Origin of the sequence: Vibrio sp. V12_P9A6T4 (genome assembly GCF_963874835.1) — a bacterium.
Classification (GTDB): Bacteria; Pseudomonadota; Gammaproteobacteria; order Enterobacterales; family Vibrionaceae; genus Vibrio; species Vibrio anguillarum.
This window is the reverse complement of the sequence record NZ_CAWNJO010000054.1, coordinates 1-16,396: the sequence shown is the minus strand read 5'-3', so window position 1 is coordinate 16,396 and position 16,396 is coordinate 1. Positions and strand designations below refer to the sequence as shown.

The 16,396-nt window shown below is 44.2% G+C and carries 12 protein-coding genes; 6 read left to right on the top strand and 6 right to left on the bottom strand.

Features of this window, described 5'->3' with window-relative positions:
- Positions 1-7 precede the first annotated feature (7 nt).
- Genes AACQ42_RS08840 through AACQ42_RS08830 form a run of 3 tightly spaced genes read right to left on the bottom strand, consistent with a single transcriptional unit; the run spans position 8 to position 4,022 of the window.
- Entirely contained in the window at positions 8-1,918 is a 1,911-nt protein-coding gene (locus tag AACQ42_RS08840) for a bifunctional diguanylate cyclase/phosphodiesterase (RefSeq protein WP_013868206.1), read from the bottom strand.
- Positions 1,919-1,923: 5 nt separating this feature from the next.
- Positions 1,924-2,586, bottom strand: coding sequence for a transglutaminase-like cysteine peptidase (locus tag AACQ42_RS08835; RefSeq protein WP_026027195.1), 663 nt, complete (start codon positions 2,584-2,586; stop codon positions 1,924-1,926).
- A 44-nt stretch (positions 2,587-2,630) separates the two neighbouring features.
- Positions 2,631-4,022: an HlyD family type I secretion periplasmic adaptor subunit gene (locus tag AACQ42_RS08830; RefSeq protein WP_017046873.1), complete on the bottom strand. Its 1,392-nt coding sequence runs from the start codon at positions 4,020-4,022 to the stop codon at positions 2,631-2,633.
- A gap of 297 nt (positions 4,023-4,319) precedes the next feature.
- Here AACQ42_RS08830 and pdxH point away from each other — a divergent pair, with 297 nt between their 5' ends.
- Complete coding sequence (pdxH, locus tag AACQ42_RS08825) at positions 4,320-4,955, top strand: pyridoxamine 5'-phosphate oxidase (protein WP_013868203.1); 636 nt, start codon at positions 4,320-4,322, stop codon at positions 4,953-4,955.
- Positions 4,956-4,994: 39 nt separating this feature from the next.
- Here the strand turns inward: pdxH and AACQ42_RS08820 are convergent, their stop codons facing one another.
- The 3 genes from AACQ42_RS08820 to AACQ42_RS08810 all read right to left on the bottom strand — a co-directional run bounded on the left by AACQ42_RS08820 (position 4,995) and on the right by AACQ42_RS08810 (position 9,102).
- Positions 4,995-5,711 carry a helix-turn-helix transcriptional regulator gene (locus AACQ42_RS08820; RefSeq protein ID WP_017046874.1) on the bottom strand — a complete coding sequence of 239 codons (717 nt, stop codon included), beginning with the start codon at positions 5,709-5,711 and terminating at the stop codon, positions 4,995-4,997.
- Between the two features lie 310 nt (positions 5,712-6,021).
- Positions 6,022-7,842: an SUMF1/EgtB/PvdO family nonheme iron enzyme gene (locus tag AACQ42_RS08815; RefSeq protein ID WP_094165557.1), complete on the bottom strand. Its 1,821-nt coding sequence runs from the start codon at positions 7,840-7,842 to the stop codon at positions 6,022-6,024.
- A 156-nt stretch (positions 7,843-7,998) separates the two neighbouring features.
- Positions 7,999-9,102, bottom strand: a complete 1,104-nt coding sequence (locus tag AACQ42_RS08810; RefSeq protein ID WP_026028446.1) for a PEGA domain-containing protein — start codon at positions 9,100-9,102, stop codon at positions 7,999-8,001.
- 426 nt (positions 9,103-9,528) lie between these two features.
- Between AACQ42_RS08810 and AACQ42_RS08805 the strand changes: the two genes are divergently transcribed.
- The 5 genes from AACQ42_RS08805 to tnpA form a co-directional block, all read left to right on the top strand.
- Positions 9,529-10,353 carry an AraC family transcriptional regulator gene (locus AACQ42_RS08805; RefSeq protein ID WP_017042345.1) on the top strand — a complete coding sequence of 275 codons (825 nt, stop codon included), beginning with the start codon at positions 9,529-9,531 and terminating at the stop codon, positions 10,351-10,353.
- A gap of 291 nt (positions 10,354-10,644) precedes the next feature.
- A complete protein-coding gene (gene putA, locus AACQ42_RS08800) occupies positions 10,645-13,767 on the top strand; it encodes a bifunctional proline dehydrogenase/L-glutamate gamma-semialdehyde dehydrogenase PutA (RefSeq protein WP_094165556.1) in 3,123 nt (1,040 codons plus the stop codon).
- Positions 13,768-13,788: 21 nt separating this feature from the next.
- Positions 13,789-14,487, top strand: a complete 699-nt coding sequence (locus tag AACQ42_RS08795; protein ID WP_017042347.1) for a 1-pyrroline-5-carboxylate dehydrogenase — start codon at positions 13,789-13,791, stop codon at positions 14,485-14,487.
- 68 nt (positions 14,488-14,555) lie between these two features.
- Positions 14,556-16,046, top strand: a complete 1,491-nt coding sequence (putP, locus tag AACQ42_RS08790; RefSeq protein ID WP_017044927.1) for a sodium/proline symporter PutP — start codon at positions 14,556-14,558, stop codon at positions 16,044-16,046.
- Positions 16,047-16,215: 169 nt separating this feature from the next.
- The coding region (gene tnpA / locus AACQ42_RS08785) for an IS200/IS605 family transposase (protein WP_141195638.1) at positions 16,216-16,396 on the top strand (181 nt) is incomplete at its 3' end.

The window sequence follows — 16,396 nt, the reverse complement described above, 5'->3', positions numbered from 1 at the left end:
ACCTTTTTTATTTATCCACAATAAAGCCTTGGAAGACTTCTATAAAATGCTCGGAAAGGAAATCAAGTTGAGTTTGCGTTTCTACCCTTGACGCAATTGTGGTGATTCCTAAATTGTGTGCTGTGCGAGAAATCGACGTTAAGGTGAATTTTTGCTTTTCATCGTCGAGATGGTGAGTAAATAGATAATCGAGTTTCACGTATTTTGGACGGTACTCGTTGATGTAGTCTAATGATTGGAAATTCCGGCCATAGTTATCGACACCAAAGTCTGCGCCAGCTGCTCTTATGGCATTACAAAACAGCGCCGTATGGTGAGGGGCGTTGAGGAATGCGTTTTCCGGTATTTCAAAGTGTAGGTTCTCACAGATAGAGCGATGCTTCGCCAGAGTCTGAGTGACCCAACGAATAAAACTGGGTTGAGAAAGGCTGCTTTGAGCGATATTAATGGCTAATGGTTCGGCTATCTCTCCCGTTTCGAGCTTGCGAATCATCGTTTCAATAACATATTCATCAAAAATATGGCTGGCATTGAGTTGGTCGAGTGCAAATAAGTATTGGTTAGCGCTGTAGCGTTTGCCATCGTGCTCAATCGCTGAAAAAACTTCGCGGTGGAAAGTTTGTCCCCAGCTATTATTGGCTGACTGCAAACGGAAACTGAACCAATCGTTATGGATAGCTTCTTCAACCAATGCTTTCCATTGCTGTTTACCCATCACAGTTTGTTTGGTTTCACTGCTGACAAAGCCGTAAATCAGCTCTGGATTTGCAGTTGCAATGGCTAACGCGTTGTCGAGCAAGGAAAGTAACTGCGTTGAAGATTTTGGTTCTTTATTATGAACAACACCTAAAGAGACTTTGGCTGATGCCATGCCAGTCGGGTCGGCTAGAGTGTCTTGCACAAAATTCATAATACTATCGGCGATGATTTTGAGTTCACTCTCTTCCATGTTGGGCAAAATAAAGCCAAACTCTTCGGTAGAAATGCGTGCCAGAGTCACATCAGGTGAAGTAATCGACACTTTTAGATGCTCAGCCAAATGGCGTACCATACCATCGCCTGCTTCATAACCCTTTTCTTCGTAAAGCTCTTTGATAAACTCTGCTTGCAAAATAGCAGCGCCACCTATGGCACTTTCTGATAGCCAACTACTGAGTTGACTCATGTAATAGGCGCGGTTGCCAAGTTGAGAAACTGGGTCAATATAAGCACGCTCACGCAGTTGCTGAGCTTCTTGCGCCTGAGCTTTGAACGCTTTTTCAACCTGCGCTGACATGCTATTGATACCATCAACTACATAAATCAGATCTTTGGTCGCTGGCCGCGGTAGCGGTTCACCAAAATGGTTGCGTGCGACTTGCTCCATTTTTTCGACAATCATTTGCAGCGGGCGTAAAGCGCGCTTCAGAATGAAAGCGATGGCGGCAAGGCCAATCACAAAAATAGCGCTAAACGCGATAAGTAGCCGAATCAGCGCCTTCCATAATTGCGCATAGGCCTCGCCAGGGTGGCTGACAATTTCGACTTCAGCAAGCTGCATCCAACCACTGGTTACAACGCGTTGATCATGGATCGGTGCAAACAGGTGTAAATTGGTAAACCATTGCGGAACGTTATTGGGTTTTACAGGGTAAGATCGCAGAATCTCTTCGTCATCGTCTAGAAAAATCAATCGTACGACTGAGTAAGAGCTGCCATCAAACAAGGCGTTGATAACTGACTCAACCGCAATCTTATCTTTCTTCTCCAAATAAGGTGCCAGCGCCAAACCGACGGTGTTGATGGTGTTGTTGACTTCAGAGCGCTGCTGCTGCTCTAAGTTGTTGCGGGTCGTATTGAATTCAATAATAAAGACTGAAGTCATCAGCATAATGAAGACGGCAATCATTCCCGCGACAAGTTGTTTATATAGCGTCATATTACTTACTCATCGTAACTTACAATTGGTTTATTCAATTTTAGCGAGCGTTCCCGTTCACGTAAGTCATTCCAAAGACTTAATCGTGAAGAGTCTCCTGCAAGCTGGCCATTTTTGGATTTCATTAGCCATAAATTTTTACCGTTAAAGCTGTAGATCGGTAACAGATCACGGCGTGTTGATGCTGGCTTAATCTCAGGGTTTATATTGTCTAAAATTAAGGGCTCGGCATTGGGTGTTGAATAGTACGCAAGAACCATATGAAACTGATTTAATTCAATGGCTTTAACATACACGAGGCGCAACTTTTTATCATCGATACCCAGTTCAAGCAGGGAGAAGTACTTCGCAATTGTGAAATCTTCGCAATCCCCTGCGTTGCTTCCTAGAAACTCAAGTGGTGTCGCCCAGTAGTCATTTTTTCCCCATAAATCGATATCATTGACAAAGTACAGCTGATTGAAAAATCGATTTATTTCGGTCAATTTGTCACGTTCGGGAGCATTTTGGTGTTTGGCAATTTCTTTGCGCCATGTTTCGACGCGTTTTCCCGCTCTTGTGCCATAGGTAAGCGCGACCGCATCGACCCACTGCTGCTCTTTGGTGTTGAGCGCTTGGGGGGATGAGGGCATAAATAGCAATAAAACCAGTGGCAGCCAAAACTTCATCAAAAACCGTCAATCATGAATATATTAAAAAGCATAAGTGAACCTTACTCCCTTAGCGCATTTTTTTGTGCACTGAGTATGGGCTTTAGTAGATAATCCATCACGGTTCGTTTACCCGTAATAATATCAACAGAGGCCGTCATTCCTGAGATGATAGGCAGGTTAGCATCATGCCCTAAGCTGGTTTGATTGGTCCTTACTCGGACTAAATAATAGCTTTTGCCTTCTTCATCTTGAGTTGTGTCGGCACTGATATGCTCAAGTGTCCCTTCCAAGCCGCCATATTTGGTGAAATCATAGGCGCTGAATTTTACGATGGCGGGCAACTCTGGTCTTAAGAAGGCGATGTCTTGTGGGGCAATTTGCGCTTCAACAAGCAAGGTATCCTCTGTTGGGACTACTTCAACAATATCCATACCGGGCTGGATAACACCGCCAACGGTGTTGACGTAAAGCGTCTTAATCGTTCCTGTCACAGGCGATAGCACAACAGTGCGATTTACCTTATCTTCAAGCCCAACGGCTGATTCTGTGATTGCTGAAAGTCTATCTTGGGCTTCGTTCAGTTTGTCTTGCTGCTGTGAGCGAAACTTTTGAGCCGCATCAATACGGTTGAGCACCGCTTCGCGAATCGCTGATTTTAATACTGGGATGTTAAGCTCGCTGGTGGTCATTTCACGGCGAGTATCGTTTACTTGGCGCTGTAGTTTCAGCAGCTCAATTCGTGGCACGACACCTTCGTCTGCTAAAGGTCTAGTGATCTCAAGCTCTTTATTCGCAAAATCATAACTTTGGCGTAAATTTTTCACGCGCGCTTGTATTTCAACCAACTCTTGTAGTTTCTGTTTGACTTGTTGATCTAAAAGAGAAAGTTGGTTGCGTAAGTTATTAAGATCTTGCCGGTAGGCGGCCCTTTGTCTATTAACTAAATCGGGTTGGTTGTCTGTTAACAGCGGTGGAAAGGCGAGTTTGTTATAGTCAATTTTGACGCTATTTTGCCAGTTGTCATCATCAATTTCTTCGTTAATCATCACGCTAGTAATGGAAGCGGATAGCTGTAGAACACTGGCGGTAAGGTTAGCGACTTGTTGTTCACGTTCGCGGTAGTCTGAGCGGAAACGTGTGTCATCAATTAATAACAGTTGTTGGCCTTTTTGCACTCGTTCACCTTCGCGAACCAATATCTGTTTGACTAAGCCTCCTTCCAAGTTTTGAACCACTTGAACTTGCGATGACGGAACGACTTTGCCTTGTCCAACTGTCACTTTGTCGACCTGTGCCCATGAGGCCCAGACGATGGCTAAGAGAAAAAAACAGACCATAACCCAGAGCATCACGCGTGCACTGTTGGGCGTGTTCAGTAGCAGAGCCGCCGTTTTGTCGTCTACGTACTCCAATTCTGTCGAAGAGAGTTTGTTATAACTCTTGTTGCTCATCGCTTATCCTTTGCGCCTAATCGTAGTGTATTTCCCTTTTCTACTTAAAGCTGTAGAGGGAGGCTACAACTGTAAGTTGTTTGGGTATAGTTGCTTGATTTTATTACTTGTCTAGCAAAATGTTAAGGATTTGCCACTCATCATGAGATTACTATTCACCATTTGAATTGATTGTACTTCCTATTGCGTACGTTCTACAGAGTTTAGCTGTGAATTACTGATTTTGTTGAACCTTAGCACTCTTGAGTTATGACGATGATAGGCGCACAATCGTCAAAAATTTCATAAGGAGCAGAGATGGAACTTTCAGACATCCGCCGCGAATACATAAAAGGCGGTTTAAGACGCAAAGATTTGCTTTCAAATCCCATTGAGCAGTTTAACCTTTGGCTGCAACAGGCCATTGATGCCGGTCTTACCGATCCCACAGCGATGACAGTGGCAACGGTTGATGAAAATGGACAACCTTTCCAACGTATAGTGCTATTAAAAAATGTCGAAAAAGACAGTTTTGTTTTCTACACCAATTTAGGCAGTCGCAAAGCACAGCATATTGAACACAACAATAAAGTCAGCTTGCACTTTCCTTGGCACCCATTAGAGAGACAAGTGCACATCACAGGAACGGCTGAAAAATTGTCGGCTTTTGAAAACATGAAATATTTTACTTCTCGTCCTAAAGATAGCCAAATTGCCGCGATAGCGAGCCGCCAGAGCAGCCGTATCTCAGCTCGTGGTATTTTGGAAGGTAAATACTTGGAGTTAAAAAAGAAATTTGAACAAGGTGAGATCCCAGTTCCGAGTTTTTGGGGAGGATATCGCGTTAAAGTTGAATCGATAGAATTTTGGCAAGGTGGTGAGCATCGTTTGCATGATCGCTTCTTGTTTACGCAACATGATCAACAATGGGACGCTGAACGTTTAGCACCATAAGGCCTACTTGTTAAAAGTCAGTCGCAATGAATGCCTCATTTATATGGGGCATTCACTATTGAGTACCACGGATAATTGCGTTTTGAGCAAGGTCTTGGGGATGTTTGAGCCATAACCTTGGTCTAGAGCCATATCGATAAGTTGCTCTTTACTGTGGGCTGCAAATTTATGTCGCAATTTTGCTTCATAGCCTTCCACTGTTTTTATCGAAATCTTCATTACCCGAGCAATGTGTTTGGGCTTTTTTCCATAAAGCAGAAGAAAAAGAACCTCAGATTCTCTTGTGGTTAGGGGCCCGGAAATGGGCTCTAGAACACCTGTGGAATGCTGTGTGGTCGTTAAACCTGTTGCCCGACATATCCAATGGCCTACTTCCAAAATCGCGGTATCAGTTAGCTCTTGCCCGAAAAAAATTGTACCTTGAACCTCACCTTGTGCGTTGAACCATGGGGTTTTGGTGAAAATATGAGCGCGCCAAGAACCGTCAGCATAGGGGTGGATATCCAGCACTTTTAACGGTTTTTTTGTGGAGATTACACAGCGATCTTGTTGCTGGAATTCTGCGGCGCAAGCGGTTGTCGGGCTTGGCATTTCAAAGTCAGTTAATCCAATGCACTGTTTTGCATCACTAACACCAATTAATTTGCCATAAGCATTGTTTGCGTAAACAAAAACCGAATTAAGATCTTTGCAACCCCAATATCCCGGAAGCTGTTGAAACAATGAAATTTGTTCTGCGCTGAGGAAATTGACCATAGCGGGTTCTCCTAACAATGACATTGATATAATACCAATGGCATGGCGGGTTGTAATCCATAGCGGTATGGGAACATAAAAAAAGCCAGCCTGAAGAAGGGCTGGCATAAATACAAGAATTGCTTCTTGTCGACGTGTAGAAGAGGTTCTATGAATGCTGCGAGGGTGTTGCAAATTCATAGGGATACCACATGGATATCAAATATCAAACGTGTTTGATATTCAACACCACTTTAGACGACGAGAGTGCAATAACAAAGGGGGGAATTCCCCCCTTTGTTATATAAATGGCTGAGCTAGTTCAGCTTACCTAAAGTTCCCTAATGACCCTGAAGCCAACATAATTTGCCGAAGTAGCAGGAGCAATAAACAAATTACCATAAGCCGCCGCCGTTGCAGGGGAGAAGCTCCATGCTCCACCTTTTGCTTGACCTCTTGAGTCATTTGTCCATTCCCACACGTTACCGACAACATCATAAAGGCCTAGGCCATTGGGAGCGAAAGACTTCACAGGAGAGGTGCTTTTATTTGACCAAGGTGTACCACTCCAGCCAGTATTCGCTTTCCCAGTTCCGAAATCATCTCCCCACCAATAGTCTGTTTGTGTACCAGCGCGAGCGGCAATTTCCCACTCTTCTTCAGTCGGCAAACGGTATTTATAGCCAGTTTCCTTACTTAGCCAGCGAGTATAGGCCTTCGCATCATTTTGGCTAATACACACCACTGGCGAGTTGCTCAACTGCTTAAAACCAGGGTCGCGCCAATAGCTACCTGCAATCGGAGTAATTTCAGATTCGGCGACTGCTGTGCACAGTTTTTGTAGCTCAGCATCAGTTTGGTAGGTGGTTTGATTCACAAAGGTTTCAAATTGACCCACAGTTACGGGGGTTGAACCAATTGCGAAAGCATGATCAAGGAAAACTTGTTTCGATGCGTGCTCGCCAATCAAATATTCGCCTGAGATCAAAGTGACTAACTCAGGAGCTTTAATATCCCCTTTGAGGGAATCAGCAAATTTATGTCCAGGTTTAAGTAGGTTGTCTTTTTCTCGTAGGTTCGCTCTTAATGTATGATCTGAGGTGATTTTCAGCTCTTGATTAAATGAGTAATACCCTTCTTTCTCAATCGTAATCATGTGCGGTCCCACTGGAAGCATCACTTCGACGGGAGTACTGCCATAGTTCACATTATCGATAGAGACTTTATCACTGTATTGGTTCGAGCGAATCGATAGGGTAACCCAAGCAATTTCTTTCTGTTTTTCTGTATTGGCTGAGTATTCGCCTGGAGCGAAACAGTATTGTGATTCGACATTCAACAACCGACATGGTGTGTTTTCATCCGGTCTTGCATCAAGTTGAACATCTAGTACGGCTTTGTACTTATTGCCATTGTAGAAACCTGAATCTACGGTTTTATGGCGCAGTACATGAATATTAAAAGAGACATTGGCCAAATGTTGTTGGACGAGCTTGGCCTCACTTGTGGCCTCTATTAACTTGGTTTGATACTGGTTTACCGCTTTCTGGAGCGCTAAGTCAGTGGTCTGTTTCGAGCATTGAGCCAATGTCATATCGGCACTACAAGCGTTAGTAAAGCTAACTTTCTCGGTGCTACTCTGTTTGAGTTCATCTCTTAAGCGCTCAACTCGCGCGCGTAATTTATGCTGTTCTAGCTCATTGATATTTTTGCTGGCCGTGTTCTGCTCGGCCCTTTTTTGTGCCAGCAGTGCTTCTGACTCTTGGCGTTTTTGCTCAGCTTCTAAACGGTTTTTTTGATTCTGCTTTACATTAGCCCAAGCTGCTTGGTAGGCATTTTGTGAAGGCATGATGTCCAGTTCAGGATCATCAATCATTTTCATGTAATCGCGTTCTAAGTCAGTTTTTGCTTTTGCAAGTGCCTTATCAAAGAGTTGGGCTTGCTTTGTTAGCCTGTCTAACTCACTGTTGTGGTTGTTCACAACCACTTGTTGTTCATGGGTGGCCTTCTGGGCTGCCTGTAATTCGGACTGTTTAGTAAACAACGCATCATCAATGGCAATTACTGAGGAAGGCGTTCCTTCTGCCATCGTCGATGTTGCCACTAAGCAAGGCGAAAGTGCTAATAAGAGAGCGGGTAAACCTTGTCGCATTATTATCTACTTCAGTTAAGTTATTAGTTCATTGTGTCTATTCTAAACGAAAACACCATTTTGTCTGAAGTCATCTTTCAATAACTTAATGACAAAATGGCGTTTTAACCGCATCTTTGTGAATTACGACAGAAAAACAGAGTTTTTTTGAGGTAATTAACCCTCTTTATTCGGTCTTAGCTTTATCCAAACCGTATCATTGCCGTTAATTGTTAATACCCGGTTGTAGGTTTCGTAGCCATCTTTAGAGACGGTAACTTGGTGGCGGCCATTGGGCAAAACAATCTCAACAGGTGTACTGCCGTAGTTAATACCGTTGATGGTTACGGCATCGTTGTATTGATCCGACCTTACGGTCACATTTGCCCACTGTTTGTCATTTTTTTGCGTACCTTCAGACACGCCGCCTTTCAAACAGTATCGAGTTGACACGTTAAGCAGTTTACACGCAGCCACCGCTTCTGGTTTCGCTTGAAGCTGAGCTTGCATTTGGGTGAAGTATTCGTTGTTGCCTTCAAAACCACTGCGAATAATTTGGCTATCTTGTACATGGATATTAAGTTCCACGCCTTTCAGATTTTGCTTGGCAATGACCGATTCGGTTAGGTCATCAAGCAACTTGGCCCGAAACGTTTTTACCGCTTTTTGTTTGGTAAGGTGCTGTCCCTGATTTGAACACTCACCGAGTGTCATTGTCGTTGAACAGGTGGTTTTATAGCCAGTTTCAAGAACACTACTTTCACGCAGTTCGGCTTCGAGACGTTTGACCCTAGCTTCAATGCGCGACTCTTCGAGGTTCGCATACTCATTACTGAGACGAGCTTGCTTCTGTTTGATTTGAGACAAGCGCATTTCAACTTCGGTCATCGCTTGATTATTCTCAAGGCCTTCAGCTTGGTTCTGCTTCACTGATGCCCATGTTTCTTGGTACTTCTTTTGAAACGAGGCTAAATCTGTGTCTGGATCATCTAAAAGACGGCTATATTGTTTGTCCAAAGCAGACTTGGCTCGATTGCGTTTAGCATCAAGTTCTTCACTTTCTCGTTTAATACGAACATGTTCATTTTTAAGTTGTTGAAGCTTGGCTCCCTCTGCTTCGTATTCTGCAGAAATCGCGTCGATTTCCGTCTGTTTAGTAGTCATTTTTTCATCGATAGCGGTGACAGGATCTACCTGAATAACTTCTTCCGCGTACACCGATGCAGATACCCAAAAAGGGCTTAGCGCAAGCAATAGCGCTGGGATGCGACGTGTGATCATAGGTCCCTGCAACAAATTAACGTTTAACCACAAAAGTGGGAAAGACAAACTTTTGACAGCTTTAATGGATAAGCTGTATTCATAATGCAAAATTTATTCCGAACAATAGCAAAATTCACTTAAATCTATTACTAGGTGACTGATTTTGTAAATTTTATAATTGTGCATCTTCATTTTGAGCCTAATAGCGAAATATGCAAGTCTCTATTTTCGATCTATTTAGGGGTTTTGGGATTGAACACACATTGACCGTAATTTATGTGCACTTGATCATTGTTCCGTTTTGAAAAATCGATCTCATTTCACCCCTAAGCTTAAGCTTCATATGCACTTTGATGTTTAATTTTTAAAAAAATACAGCTTTGTTTTCGCTCCTGATAGTTTTGTTATAACATCAGCTTCTAACCTCAACCATGATGCAGCAATATGAGTGACTTTTCTTCGGCTAAGCTATCTAACTATCAACAAAATGACAAAGTTTTGTCGCCTAGGCCGGCAGAGTTAGTGACATTACCCTCGTACATGGAGTGTCATGATCATAGTTATACCCAAGTCGTTATCGGATTAAAAGGCCAAGCTGAGTTTGAAGTACAGGGTGTAGGCAATTTGGTGGGGCCGGGGCAAGGTTGTGTCGTTACCTCTGGAACTGGCCATGCGTTTGGTGGTGTCGTTGGGCAGTCGGATATCTTAGTGCTTAACCTTCCAATCTCCTGTGGAGATGACCCTTTGCTTCTACAAAAAATGAATGAGTTGTCGAATGCGGATATTTACTTTCAGCTGGATGGGCAAATCCAAAAGCTGATCCAATTGCTAGTTAAAGAGATGCAATCGAGTCCTGATGATTTACTGTTGAGCCGTGCCTGCAATGACACCGTTATGGCATTACTGCAACGCCATATTTCTGTATTTGAAACGCATCGCAAAGAATCTCGTTTTGATCTTGAAGCGATTGATCGTTATATCGATCTGCACCTTGGTCGTAAAATTTCAGTCGCTCAATTAGCGGGCCGCGTTTATTTAGGTGAAAGCCAATTTCATATGTTGTTCAAAGAGCAAATGGGGATCACGCCTCATCAATATTTGTTAGGTAAACGAATTGATATGGCAAAAGATTTGATTGAGCAAGGTTGTTTGAGTTTTGGTCAAATTGCGGAATTAACAGGCTTTTCTGGACAAAGTACCTTCACTCATTCATTTACTCGCTTGCAAGGTATTTCTCCATCGCAATACCGAAAATTGTGTCGTCGCTAATTCTTTATATCCCTGCCTCTTTTTTGTTTGTAATTCCCACATCATTTTTATATTGCTTGCCTTGACCTATCGGCAACACGTGCATCTTTGGTTAAATTTTGGAAACAATGTTGCTATTTTCTGCTTTGTGCATGATGTCAATTGATGTGATTGTGTTTTTATTTTGTTAATAGCCAGAGTTTTTAGCAAAAAACTCGGAGTTTTTGACAAGTATTCTTCTCGCGCTCAAAATACACTGCCAGCCATTGCAGGAAACCCGACCTTTTTCGGGAGTGAGATTGAGGAAAACGCATGTTTACAGCAACAGATGTGTTGAATGCAGATTTTATCGAGCAACCGCTTGATAAGCTGTGGTCGCTGATCTCTCCACTTTATATGGTGGACGAATCTCAATGGCTGAAGCAGTTATTACCGCTGGCAACAGCTACAGAATCAGAAAAATCGGCGATATTAAATAAAACAACCCAGTTAATCGAAGCGATCCGAGCCGACAAAAAAGCGGTGCAAATGATCGATGCCTTATTACTTGAGTACAGTTTAGATACGCAAGAAGGTATTTTGTTGATGTGTTTGGCTGAAGCTCTGATGCGCATTCCCGATGCGGAAACCGCGGATGCTTTTATTAAAGATCGCCTCAGCGTTGCGGATTGGAAATCTCATCTGAAAAATTCTGACTCTGTCTTTGTCAATGCGTCCACGTGGGGGTTGATGCTGACTGGTAAAGTGATTGGCCTTGCTGATGTGGATACGACTAGTCCAACGCAGGCGGTTAATCGTCTAGTGAATAAGCTTTCTGAGCCAGTGATTCGTAAGGCGATGCACCAAGCGATGAAGGTGATGGGCCACCAATTTGTGCTAGGCCGAACCATTGAAGAAGCACAAAAAAATGGCCGTCCTATGCGTGATAAAGGCTATACCTATTCATTTGATATGCTCGGTGAAGCGGCGTTAACCACGGCCGATGCCAATAAATATTTCAAAGATTATTTGATGGCGATTGAGGCGGTTGGCCGCGAGAAATATGGCTTATCAACCAGCCCGGCACCGTCCGTATCAATCAAGCTTTCTGCATTGCATCCGCGTTATGAGGTGGCTAATCAAGAGCGCGTGCTGAGCGAGCTTTATAGCACACTGCTACAGCTTTTAGCCCGTGCTATCGAGCTGGATGTGGCGATCACTATTGATGCAGAAGAAGCAGACCGTTTAGAGCTGTCATTAAAGCTATTTGAAAAGATATATCGCAGTGAGCCCGTGAAAGGGTGGGGGAAATTTGGTTTAGTTGTACAAGCTTACTCTAAGCGCGCTTTACCCGTTTTAGTTTGGCTTAATGGGTTGGCGAAACAGCAAGGTGATGTGATCCCACTGCGTTTAGTCAAAGGGGCGTATTGGGATAGCGAAGTGAAGTGGTCTCAGCAAAGTGGCTACAGCAACTATCCGGTATACACACGTAAAGAAGCTACTGATGTAGCCTATTTGGCTTGCGCTCGTTTTCTTTTAAGCGAGGGTGTTCGTGGTCATATTTTCCCTCAATTTGCCAGTCATAATGCACAAACCGTGACCGCGATTGCGGTGATGTCACAACACAAAGATTTTGAGTTCCAGCGTCTGCATGGCATGGGTGATGCTCTTTATCATCATGCAATGAAAGCCTATCAACAATCGGTGCGAATTTATGCTCCAGTAGGTAGTCATAAAGACTTACTGCCTTATTTAGTTCGTAGATTGCTTGAAAATGGTGCGAACAGTTCGTTTGTGCATCGTTTAGTTGATGCTCGTTGTCCTATTGATACGTTAACGCAACATCCCGTCGATATGTTGCTCTCGTTTGATTCTTTACCAAATACCAAAATCCCTTTGCCACCGCATATCTTTGCCGAGCGCGTTAATTCCTATGGTGTCAATATTGATATTGAAAGTGAGGCAACGCCTTTTGAAGCGAAAGTAGAATGTTGGCTCAGTAAACAGTGGCATGCTTCTCCTATCATCAATGGTGTTGCTCAGTTCGAAAGCATGATCAAGGTAGGGGCATCGCTGGAAGTTGTGACTGCGCCGTATGACCGTAGGAAGCATGTTGGACAAGTGGTATTTGCCAACCTTGATCATGTTTCCGAAGCTATCTCAATAGCGGAGCAATCCTTTGCTGCTTGGAAGCAAGAAGAGCACAGTGTTCGCGCGGGCAAACTTGATAAACTTGCTGATTTACTCGAAGAGAACTTGGCTGAACTGGTCGCCATTTGTCATCACGAAGCAGGGAAAACCATTCACGATAGCATTGATGAAGTCCGCGAAGCGGTAGATTTTTGTCGCTATTACGCCAAACAAGTTTCCGCGTTAACACCCTTTGAAGTGACGAGTTTTGATAATGAAAAGCGTAAAGTGAGTCGTGAAGGTCGTGGTGTTTTCGTGTGTATTAGCCCATGGAACTTCCCTCTTGCGATTTTTCTTGGGCAAATCACGGCAGCGTTAGTTGCGGGTAATACGGTCGTTGCCAAACCCGCAGAACAAACCAGTTTGATTGCTTCGCGTGCCGTGGAACTGATGTTGGAAGCTGGCTTTCCTGCTGGCGTTATCCAATTGTTACCCGGACGTGGTGCAGAAATTGGCAGTGCGCTGACTTCTCACCCTGCCATTGCAGGTGTCGCGTTCACTGGATCAACAGCGACCGCGCAACGTATCAATCAAGCTCTTGCTCAACGTGACGCCGCGCCAGTGCCGTTGATTGCAGAGACGGGTGGGCAAAATGCGATGATCGTTGATAGTACGGCTTTACCCGAGCAAGTGGTGAGAGATGTGATTCGTTCTGCCTTTGCTTCGGCCGGGCAGCGCTGCTCTGCATTACGAGTGCTATTTGTTCAACAGGATATTGCCGATCGCATCATCAGCTTGATTCATGGTGCGATGAATGAGCTCAAGATTGGTCTTCCTTACCTCCACAGTACAGATGTCGGCCCTGTTATTGATGAAAAAGCCAAACAAAAGTTGCTCTCTCACATTGAACAGATGACCAAGACACAGACCAAAGTTGCGCAATTAGAACTCAGTTCGGAGTGCCAACACGGCGATTTTGTACCGCCAGCGGCTTTTGAAATTTCAGATATTCACTGCTTAACCGAAGAACAATTTGGGCCGATCTTACATATCGTGCGTTTTAAAGCGCGTGAGCTGGCCGATGTCGTGCAGCAAATTAATCAAACTGGTTTTGGTTTAACCATGGGGATCCATAGCCGCAATGAAACGACGTATCGTTGGATAGAAAAACACGCCCGAGTAGGTAACTGTTACATCAACCGTGATCAAGTGGGTGCGGTGGTGGGCGTGCAACCATTTGGTGGGCAGGGGCTTTCTGGTACCGGACCAAAGGCAGGTGGCCCACATTACTTATACCGTTTTACTCAAACTGAATTTTCTCAGTAATAAAGGCTCAGGAGAATTAGCATGGTTCATCAAGTAACACGTTTTTCTGACGCTTTTTCAGCATGGGAAAATTGGAATATCACCGATTTTGATTCTAAATGTGAGTGCTTACTTTCATTTAAAAATCTACTAGAAAGCGCTATGCCACAACTGGCAACAGTGATTTCTTACCATCTTCATCAGGCATCGGCGCTGTTGGCGCATTCGCATCAATTGATCGGTCCTACTGGAGAAACCAATGAGCTATACACCGCAGGTCGGGGCGTGGCTGTGATCATCCAAGGTGAACACAGTGATAAAGCGCAACAGGCGGTCGCAGCTCAGCTTTGTGCCGCTCTTGTGGCAGGCAATAGCGTCGTCTTATGTAGTGACGATGCGATGTTGATTCGAACACTGCAAGCGGCATTTGAGCAGTCAACACTCCCTACTAATCTCATTCAGTTTACGTCTTTTGATGCTTATCATCCGTTGATGGCGTCGGACGTTCGAAGTGTAGGTTACGTTGGGAACACTTCGGTTGAGCGTAGCCTCAACCGTCAGCTAGCTGATCGTAATGGTGCGATTGTCAGCCTAGTTTCTGAAACGGACTTGAGCGCGATCCCCGTGGCTCATGATCCTCACTTATCGTTGCGCTTTATTACCGAGCGTACTCGCACAATAAATATAACAGCAGTGGGTGGTAATGCGACCTTGCTTGAGCTTGGTAGCGAAACCCATTAATCCTTTCTGTTTTATCCTCTTCTTCGGAAGAGGACATGGAAGGCGATCTTTTAAAGAGGACAAACACAATGGAAAATAGCTTTGCTATTACAACCACCTTTATCCTGTATCTTATTTTGATGCTGGCTATTGGTGTGGTTGCATACCTTCGAACGAAAAACTCCGCAGATTATTTCTTAGGAGGGCGATCACTGGGCCCTTGGCCTGCGGCTTTATCGGCGGGTGCATCTGATATGAGCGGTTGGTTATTGCTCGGTTTACCTGGTTACGCGTACGCCGCTGGTATTGAGGCTTTCTGGCTAGCGGGTGGCTTATTATTGGGCACATGGGCGAACTGGTTAGTGAATGCTAAGCGCTTGCGCACTTATAGCATCACGACAGATTCATTAACATTACCTGAATTTTTATCACGCCGTTTTAATGATAAATCTAAACTGATTCAAACCATTTCAGCCTTCTTTATTTTGCTGTTCTTCCTCTTTTATACCAGTTCTGGCCTTGTGGCTGGCGGTAAACTATTTGAAACGGTATTTGGTTTAGATTATTCAACCGCAGTTATTATTGGCACCATTTGTGTGGTGTCTTATACACTGTTTGGTGGATTTTTAGCCGTTTCTTGGACTGACTTAGTGCAAGGCCTATTGATGGCAGCGGCATTAATGATTGTGCCCATCGCGGCAATCAACGGTGGTTTGGGTCAACTGAGTCAAGATCTATCCGCAATAAACCCAGAGCTATTGACGCTGTGGCATGATGTGAAAGGTGAGCCGTTAACAGGTGTTGCCATTATCTCATTAATGGCATGGGGGCTTGGTTATTTTGGTCAACCCCATATTTTGGCGCGCTTTAAAGCGTCTCGCTCAAATAAAGATCTCACCACTGCACGTCGTATTGCGGTCATTTGGACTGGTTTATCCATGGCGGGAGCCCTATTAGTTGGCTTAGTTGGGCTTGTTTATGTGACGAACACAGGTTCGCTGGAGCTGGCAGATGGTGAAAAAATCTTCATGCTGCTAGTGAATGCGATTTTCCATCCAGTTATTGCAGGTATTTTGCTTGCGGCTATTCTTGCGGCAATTATGAGTACCGCTGACTCGCAATTATTAGTTTCTTCCTCTGCGTTAGCGGAAGATTTTTACAAGCAAGTCATCAAGCAAGATGCAACGTCGGAGGAGATCGTTCGTGTTGGCCGCTTTGCTGTGATTCTAATTTCTATCGTTGCGTTAGTGCTGGCCATGACACCAGATAGTTCCGTGCTCGGCTTAGTCTCGTATGCATGGGCGGGCTTTGGCGCCGCATTTGGCCCTGCAGTGGTATTGAGCCTTTATTGGTCTCGAATGAACCGCAATGGTGCACTAGCCGGCATTATTGTTGGTGGCGTGACAATTGTGGTTTGGAAACAACTGTCTGGCGGTTGGTTTGATGTGTATGAAATTGTTCCTGGGATCATTTTCTCTGTACTTGCGATCGTTGTGGTGAGCTTAGCGACAGCTGAACCCGAAGAGAGCGTGAGAGCACAGCACGTGACCTTTAAAAAGCAGCTGGTTGAACTAGATTGACATTCATACCGTTGTTCAATAACTAGCCCCTTTCTGAGGGGCTTTTTTGTTGTCATCCCTAAACCACCGCCTTGGGCGGTGGTGATTCAACCTTGGGGCTATTGCCCGAAGGAGTGCCCATGCTAGAAGTAAACCTCTTATTCACCACAAGTAAGAGGAAACTAAAAACATGGGCGATTATAGAAGTTCATCACATGTATATTGGCGTTGCAAATACCACATAGTTTGGACACCGAAATACAGATTTAAGATCTTGAAAGGGAATGTAGGTAAAGAGCTTTATCGCTCAATCTATATTTTGTGCAATATGAAAGATTGTGAAGTCTTGGAATTAAATGTTCAGCCGGATC